Annotated in this window: 22 protein-coding genes; 12 read left to right on the plus strand and 10 right to left on the minus strand. The window is 69.1% G+C overall.

Going from position 1 to position 25,071, the window contains the following annotated elements; translation table 11 throughout:
- Positions 1 to 154: 154 nt before the first annotated feature.
- Entirely contained in the window at positions 155 to 1,522 is a 1,368-nt protein-coding gene (locus EV648_RS21030) for a mycothione reductase (protein ID WP_132294320.1), read from the minus strand.
- Between the two features lie 100 nt (positions 1,523 to 1,622).
- Between EV648_RS21030 and EV648_RS21035 the strand changes: the two genes are divergently transcribed.
- A complete protein-coding gene (locus EV648_RS21035; RefSeq protein ID WP_132294323.1) occupies positions 1,623 to 2,285 on the plus strand; it encodes a DUF6766 family protein in 663 nt (220 codons plus the stop codon).
- 187 nt (positions 2,286 to 2,472) lie between these two features.
- Here the strand turns inward: EV648_RS21035 and EV648_RS21040 are convergent, their stop codons facing one another.
- Positions 2,473 to 2,823, minus strand: a complete 351-nt coding sequence (locus EV648_RS21040; protein WP_132294326.1) for a hypothetical protein — start codon at positions 2,821 to 2,823, stop codon at positions 2,473 to 2,475.
- Positions 2,824 to 3,016: 193 nt separating this feature from the next.
- Between EV648_RS21040 and EV648_RS21045 the strand changes: the two genes are divergently transcribed.
- Complete coding sequence (locus EV648_RS21045) at positions 3,017 to 3,373, plus strand: hypothetical protein (RefSeq protein ID WP_132294329.1); 357 nt, start codon at positions 3,017 to 3,019, stop codon at positions 3,371 to 3,373.
- 78 nt (positions 3,374 to 3,451) lie between these two features.
- Here EV648_RS21045 and EV648_RS21050 read toward each other — a convergent pair whose 3' ends face one another.
- Entirely contained in the window at positions 3,452 to 4,624 is a 1,173-nt protein-coding gene (locus tag EV648_RS21050; RefSeq protein WP_132294332.1) for an alcohol dehydrogenase catalytic domain-containing protein, read from the minus strand.
- A 74-nt stretch (positions 4,625 to 4,698) separates the two neighbouring features.
- Between EV648_RS21050 and EV648_RS21055 the strand changes: the two genes are divergently transcribed.
- From EV648_RS21055 to EV648_RS21065, 3 genes are all read left to right on the plus strand, one after another.
- Positions 4,699 to 5,673 carry an acyl-CoA dehydrogenase family protein gene (locus tag EV648_RS21055; protein WP_132294335.1) on the plus strand — a complete coding sequence of 325 codons (975 nt, stop codon included), beginning with the start codon at positions 4,699 to 4,701 and terminating at the stop codon, positions 5,671 to 5,673.
- Entirely contained in the window at positions 5,658 to 6,944 is a 1,287-nt protein-coding gene (locus tag EV648_RS21060) for a bifunctional PIG-L family deacetylase/class I SAM-dependent methyltransferase (protein ID WP_132294338.1), read from the plus strand. The genes EV648_RS21055 and EV648_RS21060 overlap by 16 nt, the downstream gene beginning before the upstream one ends.
- An 82-nt stretch (positions 6,945 to 7,026) precedes the next feature.
- Positions 7,027 to 7,629, plus strand: coding sequence for a GNAT family N-acetyltransferase (locus EV648_RS21065; RefSeq protein ID WP_199234734.1), 603 nt, complete (start codon positions 7,027 to 7,029; stop codon positions 7,627 to 7,629).
- 285 nt (positions 7,630 to 7,914) lie between these two features.
- Here EV648_RS21065 and EV648_RS21075 read toward each other — a convergent pair whose 3' ends face one another.
- From EV648_RS21075 to EV648_RS21085, 3 genes are all read right to left on the minus strand, one after another.
- The gene (locus tag EV648_RS21075; protein WP_132294347.1) at positions 7,915 to 8,682 is read right to left on the minus strand and encodes a GAF and ANTAR domain-containing protein; all 768 of its coding nucleotides are present in this window, start codon (positions 8,680 to 8,682) and stop codon (positions 7,915 to 7,917) included.
- A gap of 98 nt (positions 8,683 to 8,780) precedes the next feature.
- The gene (locus tag EV648_RS21080; RefSeq protein WP_132294350.1) at positions 8,781 to 9,257 is read right to left on the minus strand and encodes a helix-turn-helix domain-containing protein; all 477 of its coding nucleotides are present in this window, start codon (positions 9,255 to 9,257) and stop codon (positions 8,781 to 8,783) included.
- Between the two features lie 32 nt (positions 9,258 to 9,289).
- Positions 9,290 to 10,537: an MFS transporter gene (locus tag EV648_RS21085; RefSeq protein ID WP_132294353.1), complete on the minus strand. Its 1,248-nt coding sequence runs from the start codon at positions 10,535 to 10,537 to the stop codon at positions 9,290 to 9,292.
- A gap of 441 nt (positions 10,538 to 10,978) precedes the next feature.
- On the opposite strand from EV648_RS21085, the gene EV648_RS21090 reads away from it, so the two are divergent.
- From EV648_RS21090 to EV648_RS21100, 3 genes are all read left to right on the plus strand, one after another.
- Positions 10,979 to 11,836, plus strand: a complete 858-nt coding sequence (locus EV648_RS21090) for a hypothetical protein (protein ID WP_199234735.1) — start codon at positions 10,979 to 10,981, stop codon at positions 11,834 to 11,836.
- A 131-nt stretch (positions 11,837 to 11,967) separates the two neighbouring features.
- Entirely contained in the window at positions 11,968 to 12,693 is a 726-nt protein-coding gene (locus EV648_RS21095; protein WP_199234736.1) for an ABC transporter ATP-binding protein, read from the plus strand.
- Positions 12,694 to 12,787: 94 nt separating this feature from the next.
- On the plus strand, positions 12,788 to 13,561 hold the full coding sequence (locus tag EV648_RS21100) for an ABC transporter permease (RefSeq protein ID WP_199234737.1): 774 nt from the start codon (positions 12,788 to 12,790) through the stop codon (positions 13,559 to 13,561).
- 34 nt (positions 13,562 to 13,595) lie between these two features.
- On the opposite strand, the gene EV648_RS21105 is transcribed toward EV648_RS21100, so the two are convergent.
- Positions 13,596 to 14,525, minus strand: a complete 930-nt coding sequence (locus EV648_RS21105) for an NAD(P)-dependent oxidoreductase (RefSeq protein ID WP_158294032.1) — start codon at positions 14,523 to 14,525, stop codon at positions 13,596 to 13,598.
- Positions 14,526 to 14,791: 266 nt separating this feature from the next.
- On the opposite strand from EV648_RS21105, the gene EV648_RS21110 reads away from it, so the two are divergent.
- Positions 14,792 to 15,304, plus strand: coding sequence for a VOC family protein (locus EV648_RS21110; RefSeq protein WP_132294359.1), 513 nt, complete (start codon positions 14,792 to 14,794; stop codon positions 15,302 to 15,304).
- 109 nt (positions 15,305 to 15,413) lie between these two features.
- Positions 15,414 to 15,638: a bleomycin resistance protein gene (locus tag EV648_RS21115; protein WP_132294362.1), complete on the plus strand. Its 225-nt coding sequence runs from the start codon at positions 15,414 to 15,416 to the stop codon at positions 15,636 to 15,638.
- 18 nt (positions 15,639 to 15,656) lie between these two features.
- On the opposite strand, the gene EV648_RS21120 is transcribed toward EV648_RS21115, so the two are convergent.
- A complete protein-coding gene (locus EV648_RS21120) occupies positions 15,657 to 18,425 on the minus strand; it encodes a LuxR family transcriptional regulator (protein ID WP_132294365.1) in 2,769 nt (922 codons plus the stop codon).
- Positions 18,426 to 18,646: 221 nt separating this feature from the next.
- Between EV648_RS21120 and EV648_RS21125 the strand changes: the two genes are divergently transcribed.
- Entirely contained in the window at positions 18,647 to 19,753 is a 1,107-nt protein-coding gene (locus EV648_RS21125) for an alpha/beta fold hydrolase (RefSeq protein ID WP_132294368.1), read from the plus strand.
- Between the two features lie 114 nt (positions 19,754 to 19,867).
- Positions 19,868 to 22,642: an AAA family ATPase gene (locus tag EV648_RS21130; RefSeq protein ID WP_132294371.1), complete on the plus strand. Its 2,775-nt coding sequence runs from the start codon at positions 19,868 to 19,870 to the stop codon at positions 22,640 to 22,642.
- On the opposite strand, the gene EV648_RS21135 is transcribed toward EV648_RS21130, so the two are convergent.
- Complete coding sequence (locus EV648_RS21135; protein ID WP_241995435.1) at positions 22,604 to 23,620, minus strand: cation:proton antiporter; 1,017 nt, start codon at positions 23,618 to 23,620, stop codon at positions 22,604 to 22,606. The two genes, EV648_RS21130 and EV648_RS21135, sit on opposite strands and share 39 nt — an antisense overlap.
- A gap of 236 nt (positions 23,621 to 23,856) precedes the next feature.
- Positions 23,857 to 25,023, minus strand: coding sequence for a HoxN/HupN/NixA family nickel/cobalt transporter (locus tag EV648_RS21140; protein WP_132294374.1), 1,167 nt, complete (start codon positions 25,021 to 25,023; stop codon positions 23,857 to 23,859).
- Positions 25,024 to 25,071 lie beyond the last annotated feature (48 nt).

Raw genomic sequence — 25,071 nt, forward strand, 5'->3', positions numbered from 1 at the left:
CGCCGGCACGAACAGCCGAAAGCCAGCACTGCAAGGAGTTTCGCCCGCTGCACAAATTCCGCGTCAGCCAGGATCGGGACGGGTACCGGTCCACCGACCAGCTCGCCACGGGACGACGTTGTGCTACCTGATCGCGGGCCGGTGACAGTGCGGCTCAGTCGTCGAGTGCTAGGAGGGCGTTGCTGACGACTTCGGTGAGGGCGGGGTGGATCCAGTAGGGCCGTTTGGCCAGCGTTCGAGCGTCGATACCGAGCGTCATCGCGAGCACCAGCGGCTGGATCAGCGTCGCCGCCTGCGGACCCATCAGGTGTGCCCCGAGCAATCTGCCGCTCCCCCGCTCGGCCAGGACCTTGCAGAAGCCGGTGCGATCCTCCATCGCCCACCCGTACGCGACATCGGCGTACCGGGCGGTGCCGACAACGTAGTCAGCGCCGGCCTCGCGACAATCCTGCTCGGTCGCGCCGACGGACGCGATCTGCGGGTTGGTGAAGACCGCCGCCGGTACGACGTCGAGGTCCGTCGCGATCAGGTCGTCGGGATGGCGCAGGTTGTGCGCCACCACCTCGGCCTCCCGGTTCGCGACATGCTTCAGCTGGTACGGCGCGCAGCTATCGCCCAGCGCGAAGACACCCTCGACATCCGTGCGCTGGTACTCGTCCACCACGATGCGCCCGTCGTCGTGCGTGCTGATGCCTGCGGCGCCGAGGTCGAGCCGGTCGCTGTTCGGAGTCCGGCCGACCGCGACCAACAACGTGTCCGCCGTGAGCCTGGTCCCGTCGTCCAGTGTCAATCGAAGAGCCCCGGCCTCGCCCTCGAGTTGGGTGAGCTCACGCCCAAGGTGCAGCTCGAACCGATGCCGGGCCAACTCCGTGTACTCCCCGGTGATGCTCTCGTCCTGCGGACCCAGCAGCTGCTCGGCCTGCTCGATGATGACCACGTCGCTCCCGGCCGCGGCGAACACCTCGGCCAGTTCCGCGGCGATGTAGCCGCCACCGAGCACGGCCAACCGACGGGGCGGTGCGTCGATCCGCATGATCGAGTCCGAAGTCTCGAACGGCAGGCACGATTCCAGCACAGGTGGCGGCACTGTCGGCCGGCCGCCGGCGGCGATCACGATCTGATCGGCCTCCACCGCAACGGACTCCGCGCCCAGCTCGATCTGCAGACTGCGCGGGCCCACGAATCGCGCGTGCCCCGAGTAGACAGTGACGAAATCGCTGTCCTCCCGAGCCGCGCGCCCCTCAACCGAATCCGCGTCCACCCGGTCGAACACCCGATCCCGTACGTCGGTCCAGCGCATCCCGCGCAAGGTGGCATCGACACCGAGAGGCCCGGCCCCACGAACGACCTCGGCGACCTCGGCCGTGTACGCAAGCATCTTGGACGGGATGCACCCCACGTTCAGACAGGTGCCGCCGAAAGCGCGCTCCTCCACGATCGCCACATCCAGCCCGGCGAACGAGTCGTCGACCATCATGTTGCCCGAACCCGCCCCGATGACCACCACATCGTGATGCCGCATGCCCAGCAGTCTAGGAATGCCGACGACAACGATCCCGGCGACGCCACGCCGACGGCTGGGCTGGCGAAGGCATAGGTGATCAGGGGCTGATCATGGTCTGGTGCGATGGATCAGATTGAGAGCGCTACTTCTCGTCAACCTCGGCCTGTTCGCGCTCTTCTTCATCGGCGTACTGCTCACCGGACACGCGCACGAGAACGACGAACTGACCGAGCACGGGCAACCACCGCAGACCCTGGCGCAGTACGCCGGGTCGTCGTCGTTCGGGGAAACCGTCTTCGAGAACTGGGAGTCGGAGTTCCTGCAGATGGGCTCCTACGTGCTGCTCACCGCCTTCCTGGTCCAGAAAGGCTCGGCGGAGTCGAAGCCGGTCGACGAACCGTCACCGCAGGACGAGGACCCCCGCGAGCACCGCAACGACCCGGACGCGCCTTGGCCGGTCCGGCACGGCTCCACGCTGGTCCTCAAGCTCTACGAGAACTCACTCGCCATCGCCTTCGGGATCTGCTTCGCCCTCTCCATCTGGCTGCACGCGGTCACCGGCGCAGGCGCCTACAGCGAGGACCAGCAACTCCACGGCGGCCAGGCCGTCACTACCTGGCAGTACATCCGTACTTCGCAGTTCTGGTTCGAGTCCTTCCAGAACTGGCAGAGCGAGTTCCTCGCCGTCGCCGCGATCATCGGCGGCTCGATCTACCTCCGCCAACGCTCATCTCCACAGTCCAAACCGGTCCACGCACCCAACCACCAGACCGGCGACTGATCCGCGCCAACCAGCAACTGTCGGTCGACCGACACCGCAGGGTGGCCGGCCGCGCGGGGGAGCCTGGGGGGAGTTGGCTCTACTCACGCGCAGTCGACCACGGAACCATTGTTACTCCGGATGGCCGGGGATTCGAGAACTACACGGTTAGAAATCACGCCGGGTTCTGTGAAGGTCCCTCAGCGCGCTAGCCGGCAGAGAGTCCCGGCTGGAAAACCGCCTCGACCCTCGCGCCTGCCAGCAGTCTGACGACAGCAGGATCGGACGCCGCGACCAGGAACCGGCGCCAACTGGCCTGGAAGCGGCCTTGCGTCTCGCGAACGACCCGCGCGAGCAGTTCTGCGCCGTCGACGGAGATCAGCAGATGCAGTCGCAGCGTGTCCGGCGCCAAGCTGGTTGCCTCGTGGAGCACCTTGCGCAGCGCCAGCACCAGCCGGACGTCGATGGTGCCCGCCACAGTCACCGTCACGGTCTCCCCGGCGGTGGACAGCACAATCTCACCCGGCAGCTCCGCTGGGTCGTCCCCGCTCTGGCTCACCGTTTCACTCCTGCCATCCGGCTCGGGCCCAGTCTACGGCTCGACCGGGTCGGGCACTTCGGGCTCGGGTACCGGGGCGGCCTGGAGATCCCACGGCCTGGAGTGGTCCAACGCGCCCTCGCCGGTCGGCAACCCGCTGAGAACCGGCGGCTGGGCGCTGATCCACCCTGATCCGGCCGACACCGCGGCCGCCTTGGATGCGCACACCGCGGGCGATGGACAGGCTTGGCTGGACCTGTACTCCGACTGGGAATGCGTCGGCCCGGCGATCACCCAAGCTCTGCTCACTCCGTTCCCTCCGGTCCGAGCAGGCGTCGACCTGCTCCGCCACCTGCTGGGTCCACGGGGACTGAAGCGTCTGCAACTCCTCATCGGCCCGGTCCGCTCGGTGAACGACAGCCGGTTCGCGGGCGAGGCCCCGAAGTTGCTACTGGCAACCAACTCGCAGCACGCGGACATCGCGCCGCGGTCAGCCGGGTCTGGGACAGGCGTCCGGCGCCGCCGCGGGGTACCGGATATCCATGCTGCTGCGCTCTCTACGGTCACCTGATCCCCCGGGACGACCTGTCGTACCGCGTCCGGCAGCGGTTGCGGTTCTTCAAGTGGGATCCCGGCACGACGACACGCGTCACGGCGTCAGCAGCACCTTCACGGCACCGTCCTGCTTCTTCTGGAACATCTCGTACGCCGCCGGACCTTGGGACAAAGGCAGCCGATGAGTGGCGAAGCCGCCGACACCGAGAGGGTCGTCATCGGTCAACAGCGGCAGGAGGTCGTCCACCCAGCGACGTACGTTGCCCTGCCCCATCCTGAGCTGGATCTGCTTGTCGAACATCGTCAGCATCGGCAACGGATCGGCCGCGCCGCCGTACACGCCCCTCAGCGAGATCGTGCCCCCGCGACGGACCACCTCGATCGCGAGGTAGAACGCGGCAAGCCGGTCGACGCCGATCGTCTGCATCATCTTCTCGGCGACACCATCCGGCATCAACCCGACGAGCTTGTGGGCAGCCTGCGCCTTGGGCGATCCGTGTGCCTCCATGCCGACGGCATCGATGACGGAGTCCGCTCCACGACCGTCCGTGAGCTCCCGCACCTGCTCAGCCACCTGGTCGGAGTACTCGAGGATCTCCACTCCGCGCTCCTGGGCTCGCTTGAGCCGCTCGGGCACCAGCTCAATGCCGATCACCCTGTACCCGCGGTGTAGCCCGATCCTGGCGGCCATGTCACCGATGGGGCCCAGGCCGATGACGGCCAGGGTCCCGCCGTCGGGCACAGCGGCGTACTCGACTGCCTGCCAAGCGGTCGGCAACACGTCCGAGAGGAAGACGAACCGATCGTCGGCAGGCCCAGGAGGCACGACGATCGGGCCGTACTGCGCCTGTGGCACGCGCAGGTACTCCGCTTGTCCACCCGGAACCTGTCCATAGAGCCTCGTGTAGCCGAAGAGGGCCGCGCCCATTCCCTCGGCACGAACCTGGGTCGTCTCGCACTGCGACTGCAGACCGCGGTCGCACATGAAGCACCGGCCGCACGCGATCCCGAACGGGATGACCACCCGGTCCCCCGCCTTCAGGTTCGTCACCGCCGCGCCGGTCTCGACCACGATGCCCATCGGCTCATGCCCCAGCACGTCCCCCGGCTCGAGGTACGGACCCATCACCTCGTACAGATGGAGGTCCGAGCCGCAGATGCCGGTCGAGGTGACCTCGATGATGGCGTCGGTCGGTTCCTGGATCACCGGATCCGGCACCTCGGAGTACTCGATCTTCCGCTTTCCCTGCCAAGTCAATGCCTTCATGCCGCCCGCCGGTACCCGCATCGTCGAAGGCGAAGCCGTCCTCGCCCTGTTTCCTTCCCGGGTACCGGCGCGACATGACTCCCCCTCGAGATGCCGCGGCAGTGGCGCGTGAGCTGAGGCGGCTGGTGGACAACGGATCCCTCGAGATTCCGGATCCGGGGCTCGGACGGACCGTGGAGCGGTGGGCCGCACTGGCTTCGCTCGGTTCCCGGGACCTGACCCTCGCGCGGCTGGGCGAGGGCCACCTCGACGCGATCTCGATCCTGCACCAGGCAGGCCGTACCGCAGTACCAGGAGCTCTGTACGGCGTGTGGGCTGCTCGATCAGGCGGCACCGGCGCGGTGCTGACTGGTGATGCGTTGTCCGGCACGGTCAGGTTCTGCTCCGGGGCGCACAGCCTCGACCGGGCTCTCGTGGCCGCCCTCACGCCTTCAGGCGATTCGGTGCTAGTGGACGTGGATCTGCGCGACTCGCGGATCCAGCGCAAGCCCGACACCTGGCAAGCAGTCGGTATGGACGCGTCGGACAGCGCTGACGTCGTTCTCGACAGCGTGCCGATCGCCGAGGGCGACAAGGTCGGACCGCCTGGGTTCTACGTCGGCCGTCCGGGCTTTTGGTGGGGTGGCGGTGGCGTGGCCGCGGTCTGGTACGGCGGGGCTCGCGGCCTGGTGGATCGCGCGGTGGAACACCTGCGTTCGGGCCAGGGCCCCGACGAGCATCAACTGGCTCATCTCGGTGATCTCGAGGCGACGCTCGCGGCGACAGCATCGTTGCTCAAGGCAACCGCCCGGTTGATCGACGAGGCGCCGGACACCGACGTCCTGCGGGAGATCTGGATACTCCGGGCGGCCGTCGAACGCGCGGTCCGGGCCACGATCGACCAGGTTCCGCGGATCACCGGTCCGACTCCGCTGTCCCGCGATCGCGCCTTCGCCCAGGCGCTGGCGGATCTCCAGGTCTACGTGCGCCAGCATCACGCCGAGCGCGACCTGGCCGCGCTCGGCCGCCTGATCAGCGAAGGGAAGGACGACGCATGGCCCGCCCGGTAACGGATGAACTGGACTGGCGGACGTTCCTGGACGCGCGCGACCTGCCGACCTTTGATCCCACCGGGTTGCAGAGGGTGATGGTGCTGGCCGCTCATCCCGACGACGAGACCTTGGGTGCCGGCGGACTCGTGCAGGTCCTGCACGCCGCCGGAGCGGAGGTCTCGCTGATCGTCGCAAGCGATGGCGAAGCCGCCTTCCCGGCGCTTGACCCAGCCGAACGCGTCGACCTGGCCGCCACGCGCCGGGAGGAACTCACAGCCGCAATAGTTGCCTTGGGCCTCGATCCGGGCGCTGTCCTGCTGCTCGGACTGCCCGACTCGGGCATCGCGGACTACGAGGCCGAGCTGGTCGAGCGGCTCGACGTACCGCTGCGCGACGCCGACTGCGTCATCGTGCCGTGGCCCGGCGATCCGCATCCGGACCATGCCGCCGTAGGGCGCGCCGGGTTGGCCGCCGCTCCCGTGCAGGCGCACTGCTGGTCCTATCCGGTCTGGATGTGGCACTGGATGGGCACGGACGACCCAGCCATTCCGTGGCAGCACGCGGTGATCTGCCCGCTCGGCGACGACCAGCACATCCGTAAGCAGAACGCCATCAACACCTTCGAGTCCCAGCTGACCACCGGTCCCAACGGCGAGGACCCGATCGTCGACAGCGCGATGCTCACCCACTTCGACCGGCCGTTCGAAGTACTGTTCCGTGAACCGGCGACCACGTCCGCACCGATCGAGCGGTTCGCCTCCCTCTACGCGGCCCAGGCGGATCCGTGGCACACCGCCGACAGCTGGTACGAACGCCGCAAGCAGGCGGTGATCCTGGCGAGTCTGCCGAAGGAGCGCTACCGCCGGACGCTCGAACCCGCGTGCGGCATCGGCGAACTGACCAGGCACCTGGCCGATCGCAGCGACCACGTCATCGCCTTCGACCCGGTCGAAGGGGCCGTGCTCCGCGCAAAGTCCACAGCACCGGCCGCTGAACTGAGCGTCACCGCCCTTCCGACCACCCCGACGTACGAGTCGGTCGACCTCATCGTCCTGAGCGAGATCCTCTACTACCTGAGCGATGCCGACCTCGAAGCCAGCCTGGATCGCCTCCTGGAACTGCTGGAACCGGGCGGCCACCTGCTCGCCGCGCACTGGTGCCCCTGGCCGCCCGAAGGCCCCCGAGACGCGACAGCCGCGCACCAGGCACTCCGCGACCGACCTGAACTGGAGCAACTGATCGAACACGTCGACCAGGAGTTCCTCCTACACGTCTTCATCCGCCGATGATCGAGGCTGCCGGAGAGTCCGACCGTGGCATGATCTGCACTGTCGACCCCGAGAGTCCCGCACGCGTGCTCAGGAGGTGTTCGTGAGCGACTCGAAAACGACAGAGAAGGCGTCCGAACCGCTCGTTGTCCGGGCCCTGGACGTGGATACGTGGCCTGCGTTCGCGCGGTTGGTCGAGGTGAACAACGGCGTGTGGGGCGGCTGCTGGTGCATGGGCTTCCACGTCAAGCTGGGCAAGGGACGCACCGCTGCGGACAACCGGGCCGAGAAGGAGCAGCGCGTCGCCGAGGGCCGCACCCACGCCGCGCTGGTGCTGGCCGGCGACGAATGTCTGGGCTGGTGCCAGTTCGGGTCCCCCGAGGAGTTGCCGGAGGTCAAGAGCCGGCGCCTGTACGAGAAGGGCCTCACGGCCCTGCCGGACTGGCGCATCACCTGTTTCTTCACCGGCAAAGGCCTGCGCCGCCGCGGGGTCGCGGATGCCGCGCTCGGCGGGGCGCTGGTCGAGATCGCCCGCCTCGGCGGCGGCACGGTCGAGGGCTATCCCGAGGAGACCGACGACCGCACCGTCTCCGGTTCATTCCTGCACACCGGCCCGATGGCCGCCTTCGAGAACCACGGCTTCACCCGCACGCGCCCGATCTCCCCGCACCGCTGGGTCGTCACCCGCACCGTCGACCCGGCCTGACCCGCCTCGAGCTCCCGAGGCTTCAGGGGGCTGAAGTCGGGGTACCGGAGTGGTGGCTTCGTCTGGCAGTAGGCGAAAGTCGACTGTTGTGCGGAAGCGAGGGATCAGCGATGACCTTCGGCGGTGTCGACACGTACTACGACTACGACGAGCGGCAGTGGAAGCTCCGGCGCCTGGGTGGCGGTCCTGTGCGCAAGGGACGGGTTTGTCCGGTTGCGAAGCCCAGCTCCGACGAGAGCGCGAACCGTTCACCAAGCGCAGCGGAGTCACCTGGTGCGGAACCACCTAGTGGTGGAGTGCCAGGCCGTACCTGGTGAGGGCTTCGGGAAGGGTTCCGCGCTCCTGGGCCACGATGAACTGCGCGGCCACTTCCCGGACTTTCACGTTGGCGTTCTGCGAGCCGCGTTTCAGTACCTGGAAGGCGACGTCCGACCCGAGGCCGTACTTGTGCATCAGCAGACCTGTGGCCTGGCCGATCAGCTCCCGGGTCTCCAGCGCCGTCTGCAACTGCCCGACCAGGGCCTTCGCGTGATGGAACAGCTGAGCGTTGTCGAAGGCCACCCCGGCATGCATTGCGAACAGCAGGACGACGTCGTACGTCGTGTCCTCGAAGGCGCCGACTTTGGAGGAGAAGAGGGCGAACGCGCCGGCTGACCCTCGGCTCGAGGGGAGGGGCAGCAACAGGCAACTGCAGACTCCGGCCTTCACCATCGCGGCAGAGAACTCAGGCCAACGCGGATCAGCAGCCGCATCGCTGAGATGGTGGGGCTCCCCGTAGGTGAGTACGTCGTGCAGAGGACCGCCGTGGTGCAACAACTCCTTGGCGAGCTCGCTGCGGGACTGCTCCTCGAGCGGATCCGCCGCGATGCGATGGCTGCTGATCAGCTCCGGTCCGGCCTCGGACAGCACAGCGATCGCCGCTTCTTCGCAGTCAGGCAGCATCCGGACCACCCGCTGGACGAACCGGTCGAGGGTGGCCGGGACATCGTCGTCCTCGATGAGCCGGGTGACCTCCGCCAACTCCCGGCCCAGCTCCATGATGTCCTGAGTCATCCGGCTACCTCTTGTTCCCTCTCCGGCCGAACCAGCCCAGACCTCAATGGAACGGGCCGTAAACACCCCCCGTACCCCGCTCCAAACTGGAGCCCGCGTCAGCGCCAGATACGGCGGTCGGCGGGGCCGCCGGGAACGGGTTCGAACGCGACGTCCTCGGCAGGTACCGGTTCGCCGTTCTCGTCGAGGAAGCCGACGGTGGCGAGTCCGCCGGTTCGGGTGTTGCGCCGCAGTACTGTCGGGCCGTCTGCGCGCGGCACGTGCACGTCACCCCACTGTTGCAAGGCCGCGAGCACGATCTTCAGGTCCACGCCGGCCGGCGTGAGGTGGTACGACGACCGGGTGCGCTCACCCTCCGCCCGGTACTCGCGCTTCTCCAGCACTCCCGCCTCGACCAGCGCGGCCAGCCGGTTCGCGAGGATGTTCGGTGCGATGCCGAGTACTTCGCGGAAGTCGGCGAACCGGGTGAAGCCGCGGTGCGCCTCACGCAGGATCAGCAGTGCCCACCGATCGCCGACCAGGTCGAGCGCGCGGGCGATCGAGCAGGTCGGCAGGGTGTCAGTCTCAGTGCTCATCTCAGGGCTCATCTCAAGGCTCATCTCAGGGCTCATCGAACCTCCTCGGCCACGCTACCGCCGCCCCGTACCGCGAGAAGCCGCGCCACCGCGAAGGTGAGGAGTGCGACCACGCCGATCGCCAGCACACCCAGCAGCAACGCGGTGCTCAGGCCGGACGCCGTGGCGATCAGTCCGAGCGTGAGCGCGACCGCGCCTTGGCCCACGTACGCCACCAGGTAGACACCGGCGACGGTGCCACCGCGATGGTGAGCCGGGGCGTGGGTCGCGATGAGTCCGAGTCCGCCGGAGAAGAGCAGACCGTAGCTGACGCCGCCGAGCAGGCTGGTGACGATGAACAGCGGCAGCGAGTGGGCCGTGGCCGACACTTCCAGCAGCGCGAGAGCGGCCAGCACGGTGCCGGTGCCGATCTGGACCTGGCGGCCTGCCGGCACGCTCCGGGTGGCGATCGCGGTCAAGCCACCCACCGCCGAGAGGATCGCCAGCACCAGACCGATCACGAAGATGTTCGTCGAGCCGATCAGATCACGCCCGAGCTGGGCGCCGAGCGCCAGGAAGACCGAGCCGAACGCGTACGACGTGGTCACCGCGAGCGCGGACGCGGCGTACAGGAGACGGATGCCCTTCGCAACCCTGATCGGGCGCGGCCGCCAGGGGCCCTGCGACTCGTCCTTGGTGTGTCGCGGCATCATCCAGACGAACGGGACCACGGCCGCGATCACGCCCAGCAGGACCCAGAAGTCCAGGTGCTGCGGCGCCGGCGCGTACTCGATCAGGCCGCCGCCGACGATCGTTGCCAGCGCCAGACCGGTCGCCGTCGCGGCGGTGGTGATGGATGAGGCCCGCGCCACCTTGCCACGAGCGCTGAACTCGACCGCCGCGGCGGTCGCCGGGGTGAGCGCCAGACCGACGCCCGCTCCCATCAAGGCGCGCCCGGCGTAGACCCAGCCCACCGAGGGCGCGAGCGCGAACAGGAGGACGCCGGCCAGCAGGGCGCCCACGCCGTACAGCATCGTCGCGCGGCGGCCGATGTAGTCGGACAGTTGGCCGAAGACCAGCAGGAACACCACCAGGACGATGGGGTAGACAGCGAAGATCGCGGTCGTCGCGGTCGGCGTCAGATGCCAGGTCCGGGCGTACAGCGGGTAGGTGGTGGTCGGGGCCGCGCTCGTCCAGAGGCTGAGGCCGGCGACGGCGGCCGCCGTCCAGAAGCTGGCCCGGCGGCTCAGAGTGCGGGGCGCCCGACGCGTCGCGATGGCGGGCAGTTCGGCGATGGTCATGCGGTGATCCGTTCCGGGGGCCGCGCTGTCCGGTCCCCTGGGTTGCTCGATGCAACCCAGAACGCCTGAGTAGCGTCACGCAATCCAGCCCATCGTGTGACCCTGATCACGAGGCTCGCCGCCGCCTTCTGGCCGGAGCCGCCGAGCCGCCTCGAGGAGTTCGATCAAGTCGATGGGTATCGATTGACATTCAATCGATTGTGAGTGATCTTCGATGCACGGGTATTGCTGAGGTCGCTCGGCGGGGGCGTCGAGCCAGTGCCCGGTCCACGAGGTCGTCGCGCGACAGGAGTTGAGGATTCATGCGTCATCCGAGTGAAGGTGTGCTTCGCCGGCTGGTCGACGAGCCGGCCGGGGTCGCAGACTCCGACCGCGAGCACCTGGCCGGCTGCGAGCAGTGCCTCGGCAGACTGGCCGCGGCACGCGACAACCGCGCATCGGGTGACCGCAGCAGCCACGGCAGGGGTGCCTCACCGGTCCCGCGCACTTTGGCGGCGCCCTCTCGTCGCGGCCCTCGCCCTGGCGGTCACTCTCACCGCCGCCGGTACTGCGGCCGCCAACGACTGGTTGCCGATCTTCCAGACGAAGGCGATCGCTCCGGTGAGCTTCAGCGCCGGCGACTTGGTCGGGCTGCCGGACCTACACGCATACGGCGTCGTCAAGGTGACCGGTGACAGCGGACTGAGGCGAGTCCCCGACGCGGCGGCGGCCGCAGTACAGACCGGGCTCGACGTGCCGAAGGTGAACACCCTGCCGCGCGGGGTCAGCGGCGAGTCCGAGTACCGGGTTGCGGGCAAAGTGAGCGTGACCTTCACCTTCTCGACCGATCGGGCCGCGCAGGCTGCCGAGAAGGCGGGGAAGACGTTGCCGCCTCCGCCGCCGGGGCTCGACGGTGGTCAACTGCGGCTCTCCGCCGGTCCGGGGGTCGTGCAGGTCTGGTCGTCGGACGCCGGGGCGCCGGCCCTCATTGTCGGACGCGCCGTCGCTCCGTCGGCATCGTCGTCCGGGGTGCCAATCGCCACCGTCCGCGACTACCTCCTTTCGCTTCCCGGCGTACCCGAGAAGGTCGCGGCTCAGCTCAGGACTTTCGCGGGTGATGGCTCGACCTTGCCGCTGCCCGTTCCGGCCGACCAGGTGACCACGTCATCGGCCACTGTGAACGGGAGCTCAGCGACTGTGCTGACCGCGCGCGACCAGACGATGGCCGCCGTCGTCTGGGTGAATGACGGCATCGTGACTGCCGTGGCCGGGTCGCTCGACCCCGACGAGCTCCTGCCCGTCGCCCGGGAGCTGCGGTGACCCTGGATCCCGACCCCGTCGACACCGAGACCACTAGCGGAACTCCGTCTGTTGGTGACGACGCCGCGCGTCGGGCGGCTGCGGCGTTGGTAGCGGGTTTGCCGCCGTCGGCCGCTGTCTGGTGCTCCGGCGTGCGCAAACGCTATGGCCGACGGCCGGCCGTTCAGGACGTGTCACTGGAGGTCGGCCGCGGCGAAGTGGTCGGACTGCTCGGCCCGAACGGCGCCGGCAAGACCACCGTGATCAAGATGCTCCTCGGCCTCACCCACCCCGATGCGGGAGAGGTCATGCTGCTCGGCCGCCCCGCGACGGATCCAGCCGCCCGGGCCCGCGTCGGCTATCTCCCCGAGCTTTTCCGGTACCAGCCGTGGTTGAGCGCGTCCGAAGTACTCGCCCTGCACGCCCGGCTGGCGGGCAGTGGCGTGCCCACGCAACAGCAGCTCGACTGTCTGGCGCTCGTCGGCCTGGCCGAACGGGCCCGTGATCGCGTGGGTGGCTTCTCGAAGGGAATGCAGCAGCGCCTCGGACTGGCGGTCGCCCTGGTGGCCAAGCCCGAGCTCGTGATCCTGGACGAGCCGACCAGCGCTCTGGATCCGCTCGGCCGGGCGGACGTCCGCGACATCGTGCTGGACCTGAAGTCCCGCGGCGTCGCCGTACTGCTCAACTCGCACCTGATCGGCGAGGTCGAGCGGGTCTGCGATCGGGTGGTCATCCTCGGACGATGCAACGGTCATTCCCGCTCTGGTACGGGACCTCGTTGCCCAGGGCACCGAAGTGCACGCCGTCGAGCCTGCCGCATCAGCTTGGAGGACCGCCTGCTCGGCATCCTCCGCGCGGATCAAGGAGACGACCGATGAGGATCGTGGTGATCGTCGCCGGACTCACCCTGCGCGAGGCGTCCCGCCGGCGGGACGCGAGGCGTCCCGCCGGCGGGTCCTGCTGGCTCTCGCCGTGCTGACCCTCCTGCTGCTCGGGCTGAGCGCGTGGGGATTCTCGCGCCTGGCCGCCGAGTCCACCCAGGGCTCACTCACGAGTGGCGAGGCCCGGCTGGCGGCCTCCCAAGTACTGAACCTGGTGATGTTCGGTTTCAGCCTGATCGCAGCCCTCGGTACGGCGTTCCTGGCCGGGCCGACGCTGTCCGGCGAGACGGAGTCGGGGATCGCCCTGGCCGTGCTGGCCCGGCCGATCCGCCGTTCCGCGTTCCTGCTCGGCATGTGGCTGGGACTGGTTGCCTTCGGCAGCGGTTTCGTCGTACTCGCCGGGCTGGCCCAATGCCTCGTGGTCCGGTGGACGGTGGACTACTGGCCTCCACATCCCGCGGCCGCGCTCGCCCTCCTCGCCGGCGAGACGATCGTGCTGCTCACGCTCGCAGTACTGCTGTCGACGGTGGTCTCACCGATGGCTTCAGGCGTGGTCACGGTCGGCCTGTTCGGTGCGACCTGGGTGGCCGGTGTGGTCGGAGGCGTCGGCGCGGCCCTCGGCAACGACGGCATCGCACGGGTCGGCACTGTCTCACGCATCCTCCTACCCACCGACGGCTTGTGGCGCGGGGCGATGCACGCGCTGCAGGACCCGGTCGCCCTGGCCCAGTTCGGCTCCGAGATGCAAGGCTTCCCCTTCCTGAGCGACGCCCCTCTGGCGGGCGCCTACCTCGCCTGGGCCGCGCCGTGGGTAGCCATGGTCTGGGCTCTGACAGCAATCTCCTTCCTACGAAAGGACCTGTAGCAGGCCTGGCTCTGATCCCTTGATCTGCGGTCTGTCAGCGGAACACCTCTCGGAATCCCTCTCGCCAGGACGGGTACTCCAGGGTCCAGCCCAGCTCCGACTTGGCCTTGGCGTTGGTGGCCGCGGGGAGTTGGTTGCCGTAGTACACGGCTTGGACGCCGAGCGTCTTCTCGGCCTCCTCCACAGAGACGCACCACGGCAGAGGTGCGTCCAGGATTCCGGCCAGGTACGGCAGCCACTCGGCCTGAGCGGCAGGCTCGTCGTCCACGACATTGTAGACGCCGGGGCTGCCGCGGTCGACCGCCTGCACGGTGGCCGACACAGCGTCGGTCACGTGCACGAACGGGTACCGGCCGGCACCAGCGCCGACGATCGGCAGGTCACCCATCTGGACCTTGACCGCCTGTTCCCCACCCGGCCCGATCGCGGTGCCCGCGCCGTACAGGAACCCGTAGCGAAGGACGACGCCTTCGATTCCCGGTGTGCCCAGCACCAGTTCTTCGGCCGCGAGGTTCGCCTGGATGTGGCTTCCGATCGGCCCCGGACCTTCGAGGTACAGGGGTGACGACTCGTCCGTAGGACCGGATCCGGGCTGGGTCATGAAGCTGGCGCTCTGTGCGACGACCCGACGGCTGCCGGCTTCGCGAGCCGCGCTCATCACTGTCTGCGTTCCCTCGCTCCGCAGCCGGTTGGTCGCTGCCAGCCACTTACCGTAGTCACGGGACGGCAGGGAGAGCGCAGTCATCAGGTTGACGATCACCTCCGGTCCCGCCTCGAGGATCACCAGACGCACCGCGGAATCGTCGAAGCCGTTCATCACGACCGGCCGCGCACCGAGTGCCTCCACTACGCGGAGGTTGTCCGGCTGGGTGGTGCTGGCCGTGACCTCGTGGCCCCGGTCTACCAGCGCATCGACGAGCGGCCGGCCCACGACCCCTGTTCCCCCTGCGACGAAGACTCGCATGGTCATCTCCTTGCTGTCATGGCTGGGTGTGGCTCGTTCACCGTCGCTCACTGGAGCGGCGTTCGCACCCTGGGGAGTCCCTGGTCCGGCCACGTGCCACCGATGACTTCGGTACGGCGGGCGTCGGTCCCGCCCGGACCGCATGCCCTCGAACCGATGGGCCGACGCGTGCCCAGTGTCTGTACCAGGGCATCACCCAGGGGCGACCAGGGCGCCGGCGGCGAAGACTGCAGACAACCCCCGACAACGGACCAAGGAGTTCACTCATGACCAGTTCGCAAGTTGCCGAAGGCAACGCGGCAACGGCATCCGGCACGACGGCTGTCCCGTTCCGGCTCGAAGTCGTCGTCATCCCGGTCGCCGACTTCGACCGCGCCAAGGCGTTCTACACAGGGCTGGGGTGGCGGGTCGACGCCGAAGCCGACCTCGGCGACGGCTACCGGCTGATGCAGCTCACGCCGCCCGGGTCGAACGCCTCGATCATCTTCGGCACCCAGGTCACCGCCGCGCAGCCTGGGTCCTTCGACGGGCTGCTCCTGGTGGTCGACAACATCGACGAGGCCCGCAACGCCCTCCTCGCGCAAGGCGTCGAGGTGAGCGAGGCATTCCACGATGCCGGTGGCGGCCCGATCGGCGGCTTCCAGATCGGCGACCAGGGACGCGCTCCCGGCCACGACCCGCAGGGCCGGTCCTACGCCACCTATGCCTCGTTCCACGACACCGAGGGCAACCGCTGGCTGCTGCAAGAGATCACCCAGCGACTTCCCGGTCGAGTCTGACCGCAGTCGCCCCGGCGCTCGCTGTGCTCTTGCCTCGAGGTCAAGCAGCCGCTCGGCGAGCGGCCGGGGCCGGCGCATAATCTATTAGCCGACCCCTTGGAGGTCCCTGATGAGTAACACCGATGTGGCGTCCCTGGCAGACCTGCTGCATGAGACCGCCGAGCGCCACGGCGCGTTCGAGGAGGCTGCCCCACCGCACGACTGGTGGGACTGGTACGCGGCGTATATGCGTGCACGCGAGAACGGGAGTAATGCGGACGAGGCGTCCTCGGCTGCCGACCGGTACATGGCGGAGGTCAAGCACATCGTCGTCACCCCCACTGGCGCAGGCTAGCGATTGTGGGCATTCGGCTCAGACGGCGTTGGTCGCCTCGAGTGCCTCGCGCAGCTGTTTGCGTGCGGTGATCCCGAGCTTCGCGAACACCTTGCGCATGTGCCACTCCACAGTGCGAGGGCTGATGAAGAGCTCGGCACCGATCTCGGGGTTGGTGAGGCCCTGCGTCGCCAACCGGGCGATGTGCAACTCCTGCGCGGTGAGGTCCTGACGGGTGTCCACCGTCCGCTTGCGCACCGTCTCGCCGGTGGCGGCGAGCTCCCGCCGGGTCCGCTCGGCGAACGCGTCCATCCCCATCGCCGTGAACGCACCGTGGGCGGCCCGCAGCTGCTCCCGCGCCTCGACGCGTCGGCCTTCGCGCCGCAACCACTCGCCGTACAGCAGCCGCGCCCGGGCCAGCTCGGTGCGCACGTCGGCGCGGCCGAGGCGGTCGATCGCCACCCGGTAGAGGTCCTCGGCCTTGGTGCCCTCGTGCAGCTGCGCTTCGGAGCGCGCCGCCACTCCGAGCGCCCACGCGGTACCGCTGGCCTGCGTCATCTCGGAGACCTGCTCGAACGCGGCGGCTGCGGTGGGACGATCACCAGCACGCACAGCCGCCTCGATCAGCTCGACCAGTCCCCAGTTCGACACCCCGATCTCCGCGGGGAAGGCGGCGGCCTCGCGGCCGGCGGCGCAGGCCTCCGGGTATCGGCCGAGTCCGTTGTACAGCAACGCTTGGGCCCAGTTCGTGAGAGACACACCGATCCCTTCACCGCGGGCGACGACGTCGTCCTTCGAGGCCGTGATCAGCGGCATCGCCTGCTCCTCGTGACCACGGAAGGCTGCCAGCCCGATGGCAGCGTACGGCGTCAGCTTGCTTTCGGCTGCCTCGGTGACCGCATTGATCTCCTCGACCAGAGCGGAAGCGGCGGCCAGCTCGCCGGCGAACAGGTCCACGAAGACGCGCGTGTTCAAGGCCAGCGGCAGCGCGCTGAGCGCACCGGCGTCGCGGACGATCTTCAGGTGCCGGCGGGTCAACCGGTCCCAGGCGCGCTCGTCCCACAGATCGGAAGCCACGACAGCCGCCAGCCACATGAACCGCACGCCCTCCTCCAGGGACAGGTCGTCGCTGTCGAAGGCCTGCGTCGCTCGCCTGAGCAACGGCGCCGCGACGGGGTAGCCGTCGGCGAACAGCATGGCTACGCCCCGCAGCAGAACGTCTCCTCGTCGCGGATGCGCCGCCGACGTCAGCGCGTTGCGCGCCGCCTGGGCCACCTCCACCGGCCCCGGTCCGGACGCCAGGCGCCCGGCGAACAGGGCGGCGGTCAGCGCGTCCACGTAGCTGTCGAGAGCTAGCTCGGCGTCGAGAGGTTCCAGCCGGCGAGCGGCGACCAGAAGCAAGGGCAGCGCTTCGTTCCCACGCAGGGATGAGAAGCCGATCTGGGCGCGGAGCACATCGATCCGAGCACGTTGCAGGGCACTGAGCGGTCCGTGTTCAGCCACGGCCAGCAGGTTCAGTGCCGCGTCGAAAGTCCCTCCGTGCAGCATCGCCTGGGCCGCGTTGAGCTGGCGCTCGGCGCGGTCGCCTGCGGCCGGGGTCAGCATGGCCGCGCGCTCCAGGAACGCAGCCGCCGCGGCCAGTCCGCCATGGGCCAGCGCACGGCCGGCGGAATGCTCGAGCTCTGCCGCGACGGCTTCATCAGGACCTGTGGCCGCATGAGCGCGATGCCAGGCACGTCGATCCGGATCCAGGTCAGCATTCGTGACCTCCGCGAGCGCGCGGTGCGCTGCCTGTCGTTCCGGCGCTGCCGCGGACCGGTAAGCCACAGACCGTACCAACGGGTGCCGGAACCGGACCGTCTCACGCAACTCGATCAGTCCGGCCTTCTCCGCCGGGCCGGCGGCCTCCACCCCGATCCCGGCTCGCTCGGCCGCGCGCCACAGCAGACCGACGTCACCGAGGGGCTCTGCCGCCGCGGTGAGCAGCAGACGGCGCGACTGCTCCGGCAGCGGCTCCAGCTGACGTCGGAAGCCCTCCTCCATGCGGCTGAGCAGCGTCCGCGGCTGAGCAGTATGCGGACCGAAGGTCAGTTCCGTCGCCGTCAGCCACCGCGGCAACTCCAGGAGCGCCAGCGGGTTTCCGTGGGCCTCGGCCAGGATCCGGTGCCGGACCCGATCATCCAGCGGACCCATCATGGCCGACTCGAGCAGGCTCTCGGCGTCTGTGTCCGGCAGGCCACGGACCGTCAACTGCGGCAGGCCGGCCCATCTCTGCTGGTCCACGCTCGTTCTGGCCGCGATGACCAGGACGACGGATTCGGCTGCCAGCCGGCGGGCCACGAAGGCGAGGACCAGCGCGGAGGCCTGGTCCAGCCACTGCGCATCGTCGACCAGGCAGAGAAGTGGTTGCTCACGGGCGCCCTCGGCGAGCAGGCTCAGCGCGGCGAGGCCGATCAGGAAACGGTCCGGCGGGGTTCCGGTCCGCAGCCCGAAGGCGGTGCCGAGGGCATCCGCCTGGGGGGCGGGCAGCCGCTCGAGCCCGCCCAGCAAGGGTTCGCACAACTGCTGCAGACCGGCGAACGCGAGCTCCATCTGCGACTCGACGCCGGCCACGCGCAGGATCCGGCTTCCCGACGCAGTGCCCGCCAGGTACTCGAGCAGGGCCGTCTTTCCGATGCCCGGTTCGCCTTGGACGGCCAGTACGGCGCTGCGGCCTGATCGGGCGGCCTGGATCAGACCGGACAGCGTCTCGCACTCGCTGCGCCGGCCACGTAGCCCCGGCCACTGACTGTTCGGTCGCGGCGACACGTCCTCCTCCAAGCACTAGCTCCCAACGTTCCCATCCCGATTACCGCCACGCAATGGCCCCCCACCGGTCCGTTCGAGCTGACGGACACCAGGCGAACGCCGTACCCGTGGACCAGGGAGGGGACCAGGGAAACCCACTGGTGCAAGGGATCGCGGCGATGGCCAGGCTCGATGACATCGACAGAACACCGCGGTTCTGTCCTGTTCGAAGGAGTTTCGCGATGAGCATCCCTCCCTCAGAGTCGCCCAGCCAGGCCGGTGGCGCCGAAGCGTCTACGCGGCGGTTCTCCCGCCGCGGCTTCGTCGGCACCGGCGCCGCTGTTGCCGGTGGCTCACTGCTCGGTGGGTGGATGGCGTCTGCCTCAGCTGCCGCCTCGCCCTCGAGGTCGGTGCCGGACGGGTTCGGCTCGGTCTCCACCGCTCCGAGGCTCCCGGCCGGCTTCACCAAGACCTTCAGGAGCCGGTTCGTCCAGGCCAACGGCATCCGTCAGCACGTGGTGATCGGCGGTGACGGTCCACCGCTCCTGCTGGTGCACGGCTGGCCCGAGAACTGGTACGCCTGGCGCTTCATGATGCCCGCCCTGGCTCGGGACTTCACCGTCATCGCCGTCGACCAGCGCGGTATCGGGCTGACCGAGAAGACCCGCGACGGGTACGACGCGGGCACCCTCGGCGACGACCTGGCCGCACTGATGACCGAGCTCGGCCACCAGCGGTTCGCCGTGGTCGGCCACGACACCGGGTACATCATCAGTTACGCGCTGGCAGCCGATCACCGCGACCGGGTCGCCCGCCTGGTCGTCGCCGAGATCCCCGGACCACCAGGAGTGGTGGACCCCCTGGTCCCGCCCCCGCCCCTGTTCCTCCCCGAGTTCCTCAACAACAAGCTGTGGCACATCCCGTTCAACCGGGTCGACGACGAACTGATCGTGGACATGGTCAAGAGCAACGCGGACGCCTACTACCGCTACGAGTACTCCATCCAGGCCGGCGGCCCGACGCTGCCGGACTACGCCATCGACTACTACGTCGCCCTGTACACCCGCGACCGGAACACGCTGCGCGCCAGCTTCGGCGTCTACCGTGCCTGGGACGCCACCCTGGAGCAGAACGGGATGCGTCAGGAGACGAAGCTGACCATCCCGGTTCTCGGGATCGGCGGGGAGAACAGCTGGGGTCCCGCCGCCGCAGGGGGAATCAAGCCCGCCGCGACCGACGTACAGACCCTGGTGATCCCCGGCGTCGGCCACTGGGTGGCCGAGCAGGCTCCCGCGGAGATGCTCGAGGCACTGGACACCTTCCTGGCCCCGTATCTAAAGGCCGGATAAACGCCCGCGCTGAACGGACGGTGTCTTGCCGGACCCCGGTGCCGGTGGAATGGTGAACAGGACGGCCCCACCATCCCCCTGCCCCGGGGCCGGTTCTGTCCGGGACGGTGTGCCATGTCGAAGTGGCCAGGTCTGCGTGGCCGTGCCAGCGAGTGCGAAGTGCTGAGCGACCTCGTGACGAATGCTCGAGCCGGCCGGAGCCAGGTGCTGGTCCTGCGAGGCGAAGCCGGGATCGGGAAGACCGCGATGCTCCGGTTCCTGCTCCAGCATGCCGCGGACTGCCGGGTGAGCCGTGCGGCCGGCGTGGAGTCGGAGATGGAGCTCGCCTTCGCGGGCCTGCACCAGCTCTGCGCGCCCTTCCTCAACCGGCTGGACGAGCTGCCGGCCCCGCAGCATGATGCGCTCGCCACCACGTTCGGACTCCAGCCGGGAAATCCACCGGACCGCTTCGTGGTCGGCCTGGCCGTGCTGACCCTCCTGTCCGACGTGGCCGAGCAGCAGCCACTGATCTGTGTCATCGACGACGCCCAGTGGCTCGACCAGGCCTCCGCGCAGACGCTCGAGTTCGTCGCCCGCCGCCTCAGCGCCGAACGGGTGGTGATGGCCTTCGCGGTCCGCACCTCGGATCAGCCAAGACTGACCGGACTCCCCGAGCTGGAGCTACAAGGTCTCGCCGGCCGTGACGCGGCCGCGCTGCTGGAATCGGCCGTAGGCCCACTCGATGACCGGGTCCGGGGCCGCGTCCTGGCGGAGGCCCACGGCAATCCGCTGGCTCTGCTCGAGCTGCCTCGCCAACTGTCCTCGACCGAGCTGGCGTTCGAGCCCGGCCACGGACCGGCGAGCGACACCACCCTCATCAGCCGCCTGGAGGAAGGGTTCCTGCGCCAGCTGCAGGATCTCCCTGAGCAGTCCCGCCGACTGCTCCTGCTCGCGGCCGTCGAACCGGTCGGTGATGTCGATCTCCTGCGGCGCGCCGCCCAGCGGATCGGCCTCGGGTACGACGCAACGGGGGCGGCCGACACGGCAGGTCTGGTCCAGTTGGGCCACCGGGTCGAGTTCCGGCACCCTCTCGTCCGATCGGTCGTCTACCGCGCGGCCACGGCGGAGGAGCGCCGTACCGCTCACCAAGCCCTCGCGGACGTCATGAACCCGGACAAGGACCCGGACCGGCGGGCCTGGCATCGCGCCCGCGCGGCGGCCGGCCCCGACGAAACCGTCGCCGCCGAGCTCGAGCAGTCGGCTGACCGCGCTCAACGGCGCGGCGGAGTCGCGGCAGCGGCCGCGTTCCTGGAAGCGGCCGCGACCCTGACCCCGGACCCGGCCCGGCGGGCCAAGCGCTCCCTGGCGGCCGCCCAGGCGAAGGCGACCGCCGGCGCCTTCGACGATGCCATGGCGCTCCTGGCGGTCGCTCAGGCGGGACCGCTCGACGAGGCCGAAGGCGCGCGGGTCCAGCTCCAGCATGCGCAGATCTCCCAATACTCCCAGCATGGCAACAAGGCGCTGCCGCTCCTCCTTGCCGCGGCCCGACGACTGGAGCCGACCGACCCGAGGCTTGCCCGGGAGACCTACCTCGACGCTCTCGCGGCGGCCATGTTCGCCGGCCGGCTCGCCTCCGGGACCGACACCGGCATGCGACAGGTCGCCGAGGCGATGCGCCAGGTGCAGTTGCCCACAACACCGAGCAAATCCGACCTGCTGCTCCAAGGGGCCGCGGTGCTCTACACCGACGGGTACGCCGCGGCGGCGCCCGGTCTGCTCGACACCGTCCGGGCCTTCGGTCACGACGACCTGACGGTCGACGAGGCCGTCCGCTTCGCGTGGCTGGCGGCGTGCGCGGCGACAGACCTTTGGGACGACGGCAACTGGGGCGTCCTCACCAGGCGACATCTGAACGCGATCCGGGACATCGGTGCGCTCGGCGTACTGCCCGTGGCCCTCAACAGCCGGATCATCTACGACCTGTACAGCGGCGACCTGGCCGAGGCCGAGGCCCTGGTCGCGGAGTGCGAATGGATCGCTGAGGCCACCGGCGGCCAGAACGCGATGATCCCCTACGGCGAGGTGAGCCTGAACGCCCTGCGCGGCCGTACCTCACTCGCCGAGGGCCAGTTCAAGAGGCTGCTGGACGACATCACCGCGCGCGGCGAAGGTGTCGGCTTGAACATGATCAGCTGGTTCCAGGCGATCATGTGGAACGGCCTCGGCCGGTACGACGATGCGCTGGCGGCCGCCCGAACGGGGGCGGCGTCACCCCTTGAGCTCGGACCGCCCAAGTGGGCCCTGGCCGAACTGGTCGAGGCAGGCGTGCGCAGCGGGAACACGGACGAGGCCGCGGGCGCGCTCGAGCAGCTCGCTTCCTTCGCGCAGGCCAGTGGCACCGAAGCGGCACTGGGCGTGCTTGCCGGGCGAAGCGCTCTGCTCCGCACCGGTGACGCCGCAGAGGCCTGCTACCGCGAAGAGATCGAGAGACTCGGGCACACCACACTCCGCGTCGAACACGCCAGAGCACGACTCCGCTACGGCGAATGGCTGCGCCGCGAAGACCGCCGTACCGATGCCCGCACACAGCTCCGCACCGCCTACGAAACCCTGAGTGCGATGGGCGTCGACGGATTCGCCGAGCGCGCCCGCAAGGAGCTCGCGGCGACCGGCGAGGCCGTCCACCATCGCACCGTGGAGACCTCCGGAGACCTCACCAGCCAAGAGGCCCACATTGCCCGGCTCGCCGCGGAAGGGCTCACGAACCCAGAGATCGGCGCCGCCCTGTTCATCAGCCCACGCACCGTCGAATGGCACCTGCGCAAGGTGTTCTCCAAGGTCGGCGTCACCACCCGACGCCAACTCAGGCAATCACTGCCGGCCTCCGTCCGAACGCTTCAGCAGAACTAGAGCCAGCGCCGGGAACAGCAGGACGGACAGCAGTCCGGCGCACACCAGAGCGGCGGAGGTGACCGAGGACATCAGCCCGGTCGCCACGCCGAGCTGGGTCGCCGCGACGATGAACGGCAAGGATGTTGCCTGCAGCAACGCCATCGCCGCGGTCGGCCGCGCACCGAGCCGCCGGACCCAGAGCAGCGCGGGTACGCCGCGGGCAGCCAGCAACGCCAGCAGGAACAACGGCACGCGCAGGAGCGCGGCGGGATCGTCGAGCAGCCCGCCGAGATCGAGCCGCAGGCCACTGGTGATGAAGAAGACCGGGATCAGGAATCCGTAGCCGATCGCCGCCAGCTTGACCCGGAACTGCGGATGCGTGCTGGAGTCCCGATCCACCAGCCCGACCACGGCGCCGGCCAGGAACGCACCCAGGATCGTCTCGAGCCCGAACTGTTCGGCCAGGACCACGAAGGCGACCAGCAGAACCACAGCCGCCCGGACCCGGATCTGCGCGGTCGTGTCCTGCAGCCGGAACAGCGTGGCCCCGACCCGCTGCGAACGTCCGGCCGTCAAGACCGCCATGCCGGTGACGGCGACCAGCGACGCGAACAGGGCGAGCATCACCAGCCGCTCGCCCGTACTACCGCCCTCGGTCGAGAAGACCAGCGAAAGCACCAGTACCGCGGCGAAGTCCGCGACCGAGGCGGTCGCGATGGTGGACTGCCCGACCTCGCCCTCCACCCTGCCCGCATCCTTGAGCACGAGAACCACCAGGCCGAGCGAGGTCGCCGAGAGGGTGACCGCCAGCAGCGAGGGATCCTGCACCCAGCCGGCCACCGAGAATCCCCAGCCCGCAAGGCCCCCGATCACCAGCGTGACGAGGTAGCCGAGCACGGCCAGCCGCAGAACCCGGCCTCGCAAGCGGTGGACGTCGATCTCCAGCCCGGCAAGGAAGAGCTGGAACCCCAGTCCCAGCAGCGCGACGATCTGCACCGGGAGATCCACCTCGACCAGGCCGAGCCCGTACGGTCCGACACGATGCCTGCCACGATCTCCAGCACCACCGCCGGAACCCGAAGTACCGGAGCAAGTCCCAGCAGCAGAGGTGCCAGCAACGCGATCAGCGTGACGAAGAGCAGGTTGGCGAAATGGACTTCCGGCATCACGGCCCCTCGATGAGCCTACCTACGCGGCGACTTCAACCAGTTCATTGTCACCGACCCCGCCGCTCAGCCTGCGAGGTGGTCTCGATGGTTCGAGCTGATCGTCGCCGGCTCTCGGGACCAGCGCTCCTCGATGTTGCCGAAGTGCCAGATCGCGAGCGCGAGGATCCACGCGGTCACGAAGAGGCCCACGATGCCGTAGCCGGCGTAGTCCAGGGGGATGGCTGCGACCGCGGCGACGGGACCGGTGGTGATGTTGCCCTGGTCGGCCACGACTCCGATCAGCTCGATCGTGCCGATGACGAGGGCAACCGTCACCGAGATGGTGGTGATGGTGAGGTTGTAGAAGACCTTGCGGACCGGACGGGCGAAAGCCCAGCTGTAAGCGGCGTTCATGAACACCCCGTCGACGGTGTCCATCAGGCACATGCCTGCGGCGAAGAGGATCGGTAGCACGAGGATCGAGTAGAAGGGCAGGCTGAAGACGGCGGCGCCGCCGGCGAGCACCAGGAGACCGACCTCGGTGGCGGTGTCGAAGCCGAGTCCGAACAGCACCCCGACCGGATAGATGTGCCACGGCTTGCGCACGGAGCGGGTCAGGCCGCCGAGGATTCGGTTCATGAATCCTCGCCTGTCGAGGTGAGCCTCGAGCTCCTGGTCGTCGTACCGGCCGCGGCGCATGTCGCGAAAGACGCGGAGGATGCCGAGCAGCACTATGGCATTGACGATGCCGAGGATCCAGAGGAAGGCTCCCGAGACCGATGCGCCGACAACACCGGTGATCGAGTGGAGGCCGGAGTCACCGTCCTCGACCGGCCCCGCCAGGGCTTTCACGCCCGCCGACAGCAGGAGCGCCAGACCGAAGACGATGGTCGAGTGGCCGAGTGAGAACCAGAAGCCGACCGACAGTGGCTTGGGGGTGCCAGGGGCGACGCCGGCCTGGTCGGCGAGGAGCTTGCGTGTGGTGTTGTCGACAGCGGCGATGTGATCGGCGTCGAAGGCGTGCCGCAGTCCGAAGGTGTAGGCGAGTACGCCGACTCCGACGGTGAAGACAGGATGGTCGCCGCCGATGTGGTAGTGCCGCGGGACGACGAGGCCGAACAGGATGCCGAAGCCCAGTACGTGCAGGACCACGATGAACGCGGACATGCCGGCCAGGCTGCGCCAGTCGGTTCGGCCGAGGGAACGGCGGAACCGGGCGAGTCCGGCGGCCTCGGTGCTGGGGGGTGGCATCTGAAGTTCTCCTTGTCTGGTGCGTTGACGAGCAGTTCTGGAGGCCCG

This window comes from Kribbella sp. VKM Ac-2568 (assembly GCF_004345365.1).
In the GTDB taxonomy this organism is placed as follows: domain Bacteria; phylum Actinomycetota; class Actinomycetes; order Propionibacteriales; family Kribbellaceae; genus Kribbella; species Kribbella orskensis.

Coding starts and splice junctions, on each gene's coding strand:
- EV648_RS21030 (WP_132294320.1), bottom strand. CDS start 1,522: ATGCGGCATCACGATGTGGTGGTCATCGGGGCGGGTTCGGGCAACATG.
- EV648_RS21050 (WP_132294332.1), bottom strand. CDS start 4,624: ATGAAGGCATTGACTTGGCAGGGAAAGCGGAAGATCGAGTACTCCGAG.
- EV648_RS21055 (WP_132294335.1), top strand. CDS start 4,699: ATGACTCCCCCTCGAGATGCCGCGGCAGTGGCGCGTGAGCTGAGGCGG.
- EV648_RS21060 (WP_132294338.1), top strand. CDS start 5,658: ATGGCCCGCCCGGTAACGGATGAACTGGACTGGCGGACGTTCCTGGAC.
- EV648_RS21075 (WP_132294347.1), bottom strand. CDS start 8,682: ATGACTCAGGACATCATGGAGCTGGGCCGGGAGTTGGCGGAGGTCACC.
- EV648_RS21080 (WP_132294350.1), bottom strand. CDS start 9,257: ATGAGCACTGAGACTGACACCCTGCCGACCTGCTCGATCGCCCGCGCG.
- EV648_RS21085 (WP_132294353.1), bottom strand. CDS start 10,537: ATGACCATCGCCGAACTGCCCGCCATCGCGACGCGTCGGGCGCCCCGC.
- EV648_RS21105 (WP_158294032.1), bottom strand. CDS start 14,525: ATGCGAGTCTTCGTCGCAGGGGGAACAGGGGTCGTGGGCCGGCCGCTC.
- EV648_RS21110 (WP_132294359.1), top strand. CDS start 14,792: ATGACCAGTTCGCAAGTTGCCGAAGGCAACGCGGCAACGGCATCCGGC.
- EV648_RS21115 (WP_132294362.1), top strand. CDS start 15,414: ATGAGTAACACCGATGTGGCGTCCCTGGCAGACCTGCTGCATGAGACC.
- EV648_RS21125 (WP_132294368.1), top strand. CDS start 18,647: ATGAGCATCCCTCCCTCAGAGTCGCCCAGCCAGGCCGGTGGCGCCGAA.
- EV648_RS21130 (WP_132294371.1), top strand. CDS start 19,868: ATGTCGAAGTGGCCAGGTCTGCGTGGCCGTGCCAGCGAGTGCGAAGTG.
- EV648_RS21140 (WP_132294374.1), bottom strand. CDS start 25,023: ATGCCACCCCCCAGCACCGAGGCCGCCGGACTCGCCCGGTTCCGCCGT.